Source organism: Lutibacter sp., assembly GCF_040883305.1.
Classification (GTDB): domain Bacteria; phylum Bacteroidota; class Bacteroidia; order Flavobacteriales; family Flavobacteriaceae; genus Lutibacter.
Genome location: NZ_JBFLKT010000006.1, coordinates 1 through 10,594, shown reverse-complemented (window position 1 = coordinate 10,594; position 10,594 = coordinate 1). Strand labels below are relative to the sequence as shown.

Below are 10,594 nucleotides of genomic sequence, written 5' to 3'. Positions count from 1 at the left end.
TTGGTAAAACCTTCTACAGAAATTTCAAAGGTTCCTTTAACATCTGAAGTAAAAAAATTGAATTCACACGTCTTAGAATTTATTTCAACGTTTGGTAACCACAATAATTGAGTCCTAAAATCAGGAATTCGTTTTAAATTGGCACTACCACCGTAAACTTGTTTAAAGTATATTTTTTTTTCTAATGGTTTTAACAACTCCAAATTTACACTTGCACTATTTGTTGATTGTTTAGAAAAATCTCCATTTATAGAACTAAATGAAATAATTCCTTCAAACAATTGTGTGCCGTATAAATATTTTTCTCTAACAACATTTATTGTTTGAATTTTATTGGCATTGTAATTTATAATTTCATTGTGATCTTGAATTATAATTCCATCAAAAATCACCAATGGTAATAAACCAGAATCGTAGGTTCTATTGGCCCAAATAACTTCTATAAAAGAATTGCCTTTACGTTGTTTTACGGTTACAACATCCACAATTTCAACAATGGTTTCTTTCACTGTTGGAAAACGGGTAAAATCATCTAAATTAAATGATATTTCTTTTGAATTATAGAATGAATTTTCAACAGAAGAATGCACGGTCTCTGAAGCTTTAACCGTCCCATAAGCATTTTCAATTTGATTGTTAATACTTTGTTGTAAAATATACTTATTAGAAGCTTTCGTAATTTTGTAATCGCTAAATTTTAAATGAGAATAGTCTAAAGGAGTTTCTGTTATTATATTAATACTATACTTTTCATTACTGTTAAGTAATTGGATAATAGCAACCGATTGTTTATATTTTTCTGAAAGATTGAAGTAAAATTGCCCCAAATTATTTGTTGTCGCCATTTTAAATACTTTATCCTTTCCGGCAATAGACAAACTCACTTTTACGTCTTCAGCTGGCAGATTTGTGTCTTTTTCGACAACGATTCCAGAAATTAGCTCACCTCTTAATTCCGGTAAAAAAAAAGCTTTATTTTTTAAATTTGTAGCACTGTTATAATTCGCCTCAATTTTAGAATATGCAATAGTATTTAAGTTCTCATGAGTTCTAAATGGTGTAACTTTTCTAACCGAAATGGAATAACTACCAAAAGATTCCATTTCTTTTATACTCTCAAATTGTAAGATTACTTTTTCCCTATTTTTAAATGAACTTTGAGGTAAATTGAGCTCAATAAAATTGCTTTTTAATGTTTTTGAAGGATCAATAGTTGCTGGTAAATTATTGGAAACATCTAAATTTAAAGTATCTATTGCTTTTGAAAGGATCGCATTCTGATTTTCGTTAAATGGATTCACTATAGAAATATCCTCACTAAAAATAGCTGTATTTCCTGCATTTCGCATCCATTGCGTGTAGGCTACAATCTTATAATTTCCTGATTTAATAGAAGTTGGTATAAAAAAATCTCCCTGACCTAAACCAGACTCTAATGTCACTTTTTGTTTAAATACTTCGTTTAATTCATTATCAATTAATGCCACATAAGCAATTTTGCTCAAACCACTTAACGTATTATCTGAACTATTTAAACAATACAATTTATAATAAAAGGTCTCTCCTGTTAGCAAAAATGAACTGTTAAAATGAACAAATATTTTTTCTTGATGAATATTATTAAACAGCGTTTCGTTATTATTTTGCACTACTATTTGTGCAACAACTGAATAATATTGACTAATAATTATTAATAGTAAAAAGAAGTATTTTTTCATTGCTATATTGCTCTTTAATTATTCAACCCAAAAATCTGGCATTACATTAGTTCCTAACACTGTACAATCACTACAAGGCAATGGAGCCATTTGATAAGGTCCTCCAGGAATTGGGATTACAGGACTATTTTCACCACCATTTACCTGAAAAAACTTTAAGGTTCCTTCTTTTATAGCTTCAATTAAAGGAGAATTACCACTTGCATTTACAAGTTCTGGAGCTATTAAGTTACATTTAGAAATGTAAGATGGTGTTGTTTCTATAATTTCTCTTGGGTTAACAAATATTCTTTTGGTTGAAACGGAAGCTACTTCAAAAAAACCAATTACTTTTTCTTCACTGTTCTCATTTGAAAATAAATTACCGCTAAAAAACCCTGGTTGATTTTGAGAAAATAAACTCTCTGAACCCGATAAATTATTTAAAATATTGTAAAACGTATAGGCCTCTATTGATTGCACATATTGTTTTACCAAAATACTGTATCTATTTCTAATTATAAAATCCTCTTTTGAAATAAACCTAACAGGAAATTTCGACACTCTATCTTCTACTAAATTATTTGTTTCTGTTTGAATTATTCCTTCAGAATTAATGGTGTTATAACATACTTTTTCTTCTTTGGATCTAGGCACAAAATCGACTTCAAAAGGTGCTACATCAGAGATGACAACTGCGTCATAAGGCGACCAATACGGTGGAATTATTTTATAGGTTTCTTCAAATTCATACCGATAATAGCGTGCGTTTCCATTACTATTAAAGCTGCTTACCTGAATTGAAATACCTTCGGTTCCGTTACTGTCAAATTCCTTAACAGCAATTACGTCATTTATTTGTGCTTCAGGCGTTATTTCGGTTGAATGGGAAGTATAAGACCTTCCGTTTGATGTTGTTATTTTTAATTGATATTGCCTGGTTGGTATAGCTTTAAATTCAGTCTCAGAAAGGTAAACTCCTGGTCTTTCTTCTTGAAAACCATAGGTGTTTTGTAGGTCATCTATAACCTCAACAATTGCATTACTTTCAGTTCTAGGCATACTTTCTTCAAGTTTAAAAGTTCTGCTTAATTTTATTTGATGAATTTTACTTTCATTTGTAATTGTACCCTCAACAACTAACGCATCTTCAAAAGAGATTGTTTTTAAATCAATTTGTTCTACACAACCAATGGTTAAAATAAGCGCAACTGAGAACCAAAAAAAAGATAGAAATTTTATATTTTTCATAATTAATTGCATTCTAAAATTTGAAATTATAGGTTATGGTTGGAACTGGTATTGAAAAAATGGAGCTTTGGTAGGCCTTTATTTCACCTTTATCGGTTACAAAATAAACGGAATAAGGATTGTTTCTCCCTAAAACATTGTATACCGAAATATTCCAAAAACTATGAGCAAACTTTTTAATTCTATGATTTCCTTCAATATTAAACCCAATATCAAATCTATAATAATCTGGAATTCTAAATTTATTTCTATCGCTATATAAAACACGTTCTTCTCCATTATAAACGTACTTTCCAATTGGATAGGTAACTGGTCTACCTGTTTGATAGGTGAAGTTTGCTGAAAAACTATAACGCTTGGTTAGTTTATAATTTGTAACCAAACTAACATCGTGTGGCTTGTCGTAATTAGAAGGAAAGTATTTCCCATTATTAACTCGTTCTTCAGAAAAATCACTATCCAATTTCACCATAGAACGCGCATAACTATAACCTAACCAGCCGTTTAAATTTCCTTTCGTTTTTTTTATTAAAAATTCAACTCCATAAGCTTTCCCATCTCCTTGTAAAACTTCTGTTTCTATATAATTGTTGAGTAATAAATCTGCACCAACTTTATAATCTAAGGTGTTTTTAGTCTTTTTGTAATAACCTTCTAAACTAAGCTCGTAAAACGAATCTTCGAAATTTTTATAAAACCCCAAGGTAACTTGATTTGCCTGTTGCGGTTTTATATTTAAATCCGAAAGTTTCCAAGTATCTGTAGGTGAAACCGTTGTATTATTCGACAGTGTGTGAATATATTGATACGTGCTATTAAAACTTCCTTTAACCGAAAGGCTTGGTGTTAAAAAATAACGTGCAGACAATCTCATTTCTGGGCCTCCATAAGTTTCAATAACTTCGTTCTTATTAAAATTTAAAGTATCTATGACTGAACCTTCATTTTTTGGTAAACCCTTTTGATATTTTCTTTGGGAAGCTTCACCCAATGAGGCGTAAAACGAATAGCGTAATCCTAAATTAAATAGTAACTTTTTATCTACTTTATAAGTATCAGCAATAAAAATAGCAGATTCCAGAGCGGTTTCTTTTGCAATATTTGACGCTTCTATAATAGATTCAGTTCCAATTGGTTTAATAGTTCCAGGATTAACAGTATATAATTTACTTGAAATACCATAATCAAATTTATGCGTATCGCTATGTAAATATTTCATTTTAAGTTTTAACTCTGTTTCATTTATTTTATAGCCTAATTTAAAATCTGTGTCAATAGCTCCATCATATTTAATATTGAATTTATACTCACTATTTGCCAAAATTAAACTTCCATTATTTTTATTGTTAAAATTCCTATTCCATCTTAGAGAAAGTAATCTATTATTATAACTATATAATGAATCTGAGGTGATACTAAACTCATCATTACTATAATACCCAGAGGCCTCTAAAGTATTATTATCATTTAATTTATGTTTGTACTTCCCTACCAAATCAAAAAATGAAGCTTTACTATCTTTTATTGAAGCATCATCTAAAGATTTTAATATCCAATCGGAATAGGTTCCTCTTCCTCCAATTAATAAGGAAGATTCGTTTTTAACAACTGGTATTTCTAGTGTTAAATTACTGGTAACTGGTCCAATTGATGCTTCTCCTGCAAATTTTTCTGTAGATGCATCTTTTGTATTTATATCAAAAACAGATGATAATCTACCTCCAAATTCTGATGGTAAACTACCTTTATAAATATTCACATCACCCGAAGTAAATGGATTTAATGCTGAGAAAATTCCGAAAAAGTGAGACGGATTGTATAAAACCGCATTGTCTAATAATATTAAATTTTGATCTTCCTTACCTCCTCTAACATTATAACCCGATGAACCTTCACCAGCTTTTTTAATCCCTGGTAATGTTGTGGCAACTTTTAAAATATCTCGTTCACCTAAAACCAACGGAATATTTTTAATTTCTTGAACTTTAATTTGTGTTACTCCTGAAATAACTTCTTTAATATTTCTATCTCTACTGGCTTCAACAACAACTTCTTTAAGGGTTTCTGAAGTTTCTTTTAAATCAAAATTTAAGGTACCATCGCTATAAATAATAACTTTTTTATTAGCAGCTTCTATTCCTAATGATTTAGTTTCAATATAATTTATACCAGGCGGTAATTTTAAAGTATAAAAACCATCAATATCCGTTACCGCATTTATATTCTTACCAATAACAAGTAAGGCTAAATTTGGAATTGGTTCATTTGTAAAAGTATTTTTAACGTATCCAGAAAGTGTATAGAATTTTTTTGAATTATTTTTTGTTTCCTTTCCTATTCTAATAGTTTCAAAAGTTTTTGCTTTACCAACAACATTATCTTCATAAAAAACAGGTTCAACTTCTTTAGACTCGGTTAATATTTCTTCTTTCTTTTTATAAAAAGAATCGGGTAAAGAATCGTAAATTAAATTATTTTGAGTTAAAATAACTTTGTTGTCATTACTTATATAAAAATTAATGAACGTATCCTTAAAAATTGTGTTTAAAACAGTACTCAATAAAGTGTTAGAATAATTTCCAGAAATTGGTTTAGCATCTATCCAATCTTTAATAAAATAGAACTGAAAACCAGTCTCTTTTTCTAACAGATTTATAACATCAATTTTGCTTGAATTTTGAAAACTAAGCGTTACTCTTGGATCTTCTTTAATTTGAGCATTTGTAAAATGAAAACAAAAACAAGCTACTAATAGGATAATTTTTTTCATGATTTGTAGCTTAATTACTAGATATTTTATCACTTAAATAATTTGAAAGTTCAGATAAAAACAGATCATAATTGGTTTTTTTCAAATCTTTATTGTTTTTGTAAAATATGTTAATATTTTTTTTATGTTTTGGTAACACCTTTAAAACACTACTTTTTGATTTTATTTGATAATATTTATTGTTGTAATAAAGTAAGTAGGTTTCTTTCCCTTTAAAAACATCGTACACAAAATCTTTATCTAAAAGTTTTTTTAGGGTTTTTTCATACTTTTTATAAATATTTATTTCTAAACCTTCAAATAAAATTTCATAAAAGCCAATACCATTTACTGTGGAAAGTTTTACAAAATTATGATCGTTTATTGAAAAGCTTTTTACTTTTTGTTGAATTAAAAGTATTGTATTGTAAGAGTTAAAACTGGGTAATTGAGCGATGATATCATCATTATAAATGTCGTATTTTAAAGCAACATCAAAATAAGGTTGGTTACTGTAAACAACAGTTCCATTTATAAAGTCGGAACTCAAAAAATACTCATGATTTTTGTTTATGGTATTATAATCTCTTTTATATTGAATTCCATTGTAAATGTCAGTATTTCCAACACCAACAACACCATCAAACCATTTATAATAAGTTTTTTGATTAGAATAAGTTTGACCGTAAAACGCATTAGAACTTAATGTAAAGAAAAAAAATACAATAATTTGCTTACCTATTTTCTTCATATTTTTATTTAAAATTGAGCATTCGAAGTTAACTAAAAAATATGCTTACTTTTGAATTAAAATGTTAAAAAAAATGAAAAACTCGAATCTAAAGATTCGAGTTTTTTTGTTAACCAATAAATAATCAATTCATAGAAATTTATGCCGTAGCAAAATCGAAAACGTATTTATTTAAGTATTTTAGTGCCAAATTTTTATCGTTTGTATTTACTAAAAGTGAAATATTATTATTACTGCCACCATAAGAAATCATTCTTACAGATATATCTTGTAATACTTGAAACAATCTATGTGTTTCGTGATGTTTAACAACCTCATTTCCAACCAAACAAATAATACTCTGGTTTTTATCCACTTCTACTATGGAGAATTTTTTTAATTCTTCAACAATAGCATTTAAATTTGAGTCATTATCAATAGTTAACGAAACCGCAATTTCTGAAGTGGTAATCATATCAATTGATGTTTCGTATTTTTCAAATATTTCAAACACTTTTTTTAAGAAACCATGCGCCAAAAGCATGCGTGCCGATTTAATTTTAATAGCGGTAATATTGTCTTTTGCAGCAATTGCTTTTATTCCTCCACCATCTGTATCTTGCGAAATTAAGGTGCCATAAGATGCAGGTTCTATTGTACTTTTTAAACGCACCGGTATATTTGCTTCGCGCGCTGGCATTACTGTTTGCGGATGCAATATTTTTGCTCCAAAATATGCTAACTCCGCAGCTTCATCAAAAGATAAGTTAGAAATGGCGTGTGTATTATCTACAATTCTTGGGTCGTTATTATGCATTCCATCAATATCCGTCCATATTTGAACCTCATCTGCTTCTACAACTGCTCCAATAATTGTTGCGGTATAATCACTTCCGCCACGTTGTAAATTTGCTATGTTTCCAAAAGCATCTAAACAAATAAATCCTTGGGTTATATAAATATCTGCAGGTAAAGCTTCATCAATAATACGTTGTAAATTTTGCTTTATATAAAAATCATCCGGTTCATTAGATTTGTCGATTCGCATAAAATCCAATGCTGGTAATAAACGTGCATTTATACCCTCTTGATTTAAATATTTTGTAAACATAAAAGTTGACATTAACTCGCCTTGTGATACAATTTTATTGTACAAAAATTCTGAATGCTTTTCTAAAGTTAACTTTCTCAAATAATCAAAAACCTGATCAATATAATTACTAACGGCTTGCTTTAATTCTGAAACTTCAAACAATTCATCTATAACAACTTCATATTTTCCAGCCAAATTTTCGATATGTTGAAAAGCAATTTCTATTCCTCCATTTTTAATGTCTTCAGAAATCTCTACCAAAGCATTAGTAGTACCCGACATTGCAGATAAAACAACAATTTTTTTATCACCGTCGTTAATTATTTCTTTTACACTTTTTATATTTTCAATAGAACCTACTGAGGTTCCTCCAAATTTTAAAACTTTCATTTTTTCTATTTTAATACTGCAAATGTAAAATCATTTTCAACTTTTTGTGTATCTTTAAAAACAATACACTAATTTTGCACAAACTGTTAACTATTTAACAATATGAGAACCATTGCAACCTGCGTAGAAGAAATTCTAGTTTCGCAACCTTTTTTAGAAGATGCTTTAACCAGAAACATTCTAAATTACAGTGCTTTAGCTGAAGAATTAAGAGAGCCTATTTCTAAAATGTTACGTAAACCTGTAAAATCTGGTGCTATTATGATGGCATTACGCAGATATAGTCCGCCAAAAGAAATGGCAAATAAAATTAAGTTAAATAAAGTGCTTCAAAATTTAGGAGATATTACGGTACGTTCAGATTTGTCTGATTATACATTTAAAAACTCTAGTTCTTTAATTAACAGTCATTTAAAAACATTGGAAATTATTAAAGATGATCCGCATATATTTTACACATTTACACGTGGTGTACACGAAAGTAATGTTCTAATTACCACAGCGTTAAAAGATAAAATTGAAGAATTTTATAAAAATGAAACCTGTACTGAGGTAAAAGATCACTTATCTGCAATTACCATTGGCCTACCAAAAGAAAATACCAAAATTGCAGGATTGTATTACCAATTTTTTAAACGATTGGCTTGGGAAGGGATTGCTTTATACGAAGTTGTTTCTACGACCAACGAGTTTTCCATTTTAGTTGAAGATGATGTTGTTGACAAGGCTTTTTCAGCCGTAAAAGGATTAAAAAATTAGTTCTTCAGCACTATTTAGAATGACCTTTTCTTATAAAAACACATCGGTACATTTCACCTCCAAAGGGACAGGCAGCACAATAGTTTTACTGCATGGCTTTTTAGAAAATAGCTCTATGTGGGATTTAATTTCTGAAAAACTTTCAAAAAAATACCGGTTGGTTTGTATTGATTTATTAGGCCATGGAGCAACCGACAATCGCGGTTATATTAATACGATGCAAGAACAAGCAGAAATGGTTGTTGCAGTTTTAAAACATCTTCGCTTAAGAAAATATATAGTAGTTGGTCATAGTATGGGAGGTTATATTGCATTAGAAATAAGCAAAATAGTTCCAAAAAATATAAAGGGTTTATGTTTAATGAATTCAACCGCATTACCCGATTCTGAAGAAAAGAAGATTAATAGAGATAGAGCTATTGTTGCTGTAAAACAAAACCATAAAACTTTTGTTAGAATTGCAATTCCAATGCTTTTTTCAGAAGGGAATAGAGCTGTTTTTACTTCAGAAATAAAATCTATAACTAATGAAGCTTTAAGAATGTCTCCTCAAGGAATTATTGCTGCATTAGAAGGAATGAAGATTAGAAAAAACAACACTTCAATATATAAAAATGCAGATTTCCCTATTTTAATGATAATTGGAAAACAAGACCCTGCGTTAGATTACAATTCTTTAATTGCGCAAACTAAAAATACAAACGTACAAGTTATTGAATTTTCAGATGGACATATGAGTCACATAGAAAATAGAAATGCTTTGATTACTTCTTTAATTTCTTTTGCAAAACATTGTAAGTAATTTAATAAAAAAATCTCAGATTTAGTTTTAATCTGAGATTTTAAACCTTACTAGTTCATAGTATAATTAATTTCGTTTTATTGCAATTTTATCCTTTTTCTTCTTTCGGAATATAATAGCAACCTCCAGGTGATTTATCTGGAGTGAATGCTCTGTTAAACCATAAAGGTCTGCGCTCTCCGTTTGGTCCAGGCGCAGGACGCGTCATCGCCATCCATTCTTTGTATATTTCGTGAGATTTATTTGTGTCTACAAAAATATCACCATATTTCTCACCTTTTTTTGGTTTTTCAATTCGCACACGTTGATGCCAGCAATGCATTCCACTTATAGGATCTGGATGAACTGCGTGTGTTATATTTTGATGTACCCCGCCGTCTTTCCAGAAAATTCTTTTTGAATCTTTATCATCCGATTCAAAAGGTTTAATTCCTGAAATAGTATTCATTTTCCAAGCACCTTTTCCATCACCTTCAATGTTTACAGTATTGGTTGCCCAACGGTTTCCAATTTTATCTTGAGGTCTGCGCCAACGTCCAATATGATGAGAACACGCTACAACGCCTGGTTTCATGCTTTGTGTTACCCAAACTTTATCAATAAAATATCCAATATCAGTATTCATTTTTACCAGATCTCCTGTTTTAAAATTCCATTTAGCAGCATCATCAGGGTGCATCCAAATCGGATTTCTATTGGAAATTTCTACCAACCATTTAGCATTTCCAGAACGTGAATGAATTAACGTTGGCAACCTAAATGTTGGCACTAATACATATTCTCCTTTCGATTTGTCTAAATTATCATTATGAATATGACTTTTAATATATTTTGGAGTAGCGTATTCTGGCCATTTCCAATCGACCATGGTTTGTGAATAAAATTCATTTTTACGTGATGGGGTTGGAAAACCTACACAAGCTTTTCCATTCACCATAACTCCAATAGCTTTTCCATCTTTAGAAATTACATCTGTTTTTGGATCTGTAATTGAACCTTTTAATTGTTCAGCTGAAAGTTCATTTTCATTTACTTTATAGGACTCTCCTTTTTCAATTTCAAAGGCACCATATTTTTTCATGTATTCTAAGGCTGCAAATTGCCCAGTAAATCCATCTGCTTT

General features: G+C 29.7%; 8 protein-coding genes. 2 read left to right on the top strand and 6 right to left on the bottom strand.

All coding sequences use genetic code 11. The annotated features are described in order from the left end of the window. The 5 genes from AB1Z17_RS00130 to AB1Z17_RS00110 all read right to left on the bottom strand — a co-directional run. A partial coding sequence (locus AB1Z17_RS00130; RefSeq protein ID WP_368049763.1) for a hypothetical protein occupies positions 1-1,718 on the bottom strand: 1,718 nt, incomplete at its 3' end. A gap of 18 nt (positions 1,719-1,736) precedes the next feature. Beyond that, positions 1,737-2,948, bottom strand: coding sequence for a DUF4249 domain-containing protein (locus AB1Z17_RS00125; protein ID WP_368049762.1), 1,212 nt, complete (start codon positions 2,946-2,948; stop codon positions 1,737-1,739). Between the two features lie 13 nt (positions 2,949-2,961). Continuing rightward, positions 2,962-5,718 (bottom strand): carboxypeptidase-like regulatory domain-containing protein, encoded by a 2,757-nt coding sequence (locus AB1Z17_RS00120; protein ID WP_368049761.1) that lies wholly within the window; start codon positions 5,716-5,718, stop codon positions 2,962-2,964. Positions 5,719-5,728: 10 nt separating this feature from the next. Beyond that, the gene (locus AB1Z17_RS00115; RefSeq protein WP_368049760.1) at positions 5,729-6,448 is read right to left on the bottom strand and encodes a hypothetical protein; all 720 of its coding nucleotides are present in this window, start codon (positions 6,446-6,448) and stop codon (positions 5,729-5,731) included. A 139-nt stretch (positions 6,449-6,587) separates the two neighbouring features. Next, complete coding sequence (locus AB1Z17_RS00110; RefSeq protein WP_368049759.1) at positions 6,588-7,910, bottom strand: aspartate kinase; 1,323 nt, start codon at positions 7,908-7,910, stop codon at positions 6,588-6,590. Positions 7,911-8,012: 102 nt separating this feature from the next. On the opposite strand from AB1Z17_RS00110, the gene AB1Z17_RS00105 reads away from it, so the two are divergent. Next, positions 8,013-8,669, top strand: coding sequence for a hypothetical protein (locus tag AB1Z17_RS00105; RefSeq protein WP_368049758.1), 657 nt, complete (start codon positions 8,013-8,015; stop codon positions 8,667-8,669). A gap of 19 nt (positions 8,670-8,688) precedes the next feature. After that, on the top strand, positions 8,689-9,471 hold the full coding sequence (locus tag AB1Z17_RS00100) for an alpha/beta fold hydrolase (protein ID WP_368049757.1): 783 nt from the start codon (positions 8,689-8,691) through the stop codon (positions 9,469-9,471). Positions 9,472-9,559: 88 nt separating this feature from the next. Here the strand turns inward: AB1Z17_RS00100 and AB1Z17_RS00095 are convergent. Continuing rightward, positions 9,560-10,594 (bottom strand): molybdopterin dinucleotide binding domain-containing protein (locus tag AB1Z17_RS00095; RefSeq protein WP_368049756.1); only part of this gene is annotated, 1,035 nt, incomplete at its 5' end.

Bases quoted from the DNA above. Each gene is read 5' to 3' on its own strand.
- AB1Z17_RS00125 (WP_368049762.1), bottom strand. From the start codon at position 2,948: ATGAAAAATATAAAATTTCTATCTTTTTTTTGGTTCTCAGTTGCGCTT.
- AB1Z17_RS00120 (WP_368049761.1), bottom strand. From the start codon at position 5,718: ATGAAAAAAATTATCCTATTAGTAGCTTGTTTTTGTTTTCATTTTACA.
- AB1Z17_RS00105 (WP_368049758.1), top strand. From the start codon at position 8,013: ATGAGAACCATTGCAACCTGCGTAGAAGAAATTCTAGTTTCGCAACCT.
- AB1Z17_RS00110 (WP_368049759.1), bottom strand. From the start codon at position 7,910: ATGAAAGTTTTAAAATTTGGAGGAACCTCAGTAGGTTCTATTGAAAAT.
- AB1Z17_RS00100 (WP_368049757.1), top strand. From the start codon at position 8,689: ATGACCTTTTCTTATAAAAACACATCGGTACATTTCACCTCCAAAGGG.
- AB1Z17_RS00115 (WP_368049760.1), bottom strand. From the start codon at position 6,448: ATGAAGAAAATAGGTAAGCAAATTATTGTATTTTTTTTCTTTACATTA.